The organism is Methyloligella halotolerans (assembly GCF_001708935.1).
In the GTDB taxonomy this organism is placed as follows: Bacteria; Pseudomonadota; Alphaproteobacteria; order Rhizobiales; family Methyloligellaceae; genus Methyloligella; species Methyloligella halotolerans.
Map to the genome: position 1 here is coordinate 1 of NZ_MASI01000023.1, position 594 is coordinate 594.

Annotated in this window: 1 protein-coding gene; it reads left to right on the plus strand. The window is 65.2% G+C overall.

Annotated elements, in window-relative coordinates; genetic code table 11:
- On the plus strand, positions 1-594 hold a 594-nt coding region (locus tag A7A08_RS15330), incomplete at both ends, for an autotransporter outer membrane beta-barrel domain-containing protein (RefSeq protein ID WP_141694038.1).

Consider the following 594-nt stretch of genomic DNA (forward strand, 5'->3'; position numbering starts at 1 on the left):
CATGATGATGCTGGGCTACGGGTCGAAGGATCTGGGCTCGGATATGGCGCCGCTTCCGGCCGTGAGCGAAGGGCCGGTCTTCTGGACCCAGGGCTTTGGCAGCTGGGCGAACTTCGACGGCAACGGCAATGCGGCCAGCCTCGACCGCGACATGGGCGGCTTCATCTCCGGTGTCGATGCCGAGGTGATGCCCGGATGGCGGGCCGGTATCGCGGCCGGCTACAGCTACACCGGTCTCGACGAAGACGCCCGGTTGAGCAGCGCCGATGTCGATGCCTATCATCTCGTGCTGTACGGCTCCGGCAAGGTGAACCGCTTCAACCTGCGGGGCGGCGGCGCCTGGTCGTGGCAAGACATCGAGACATCCCGCAACGTCGTCTTCTCCGGCTTCTCCGAGTTCGAAGAAGCCTCCTATGACGGCGATCGGGGACAGCTCTTCGGCGAGATCGCCTATCCCGTCGTGCTGCATCCGAGCATCGCCATGGAGGGCTTCTCCGGGCTCGCCTACGTGCATCAGGAGACCGACGGCTTCACGGAGTCCGGCGCCCTCGCAGCCCTCACCTCCGCCGGCTATCAAGAAGACGTGACCTACTC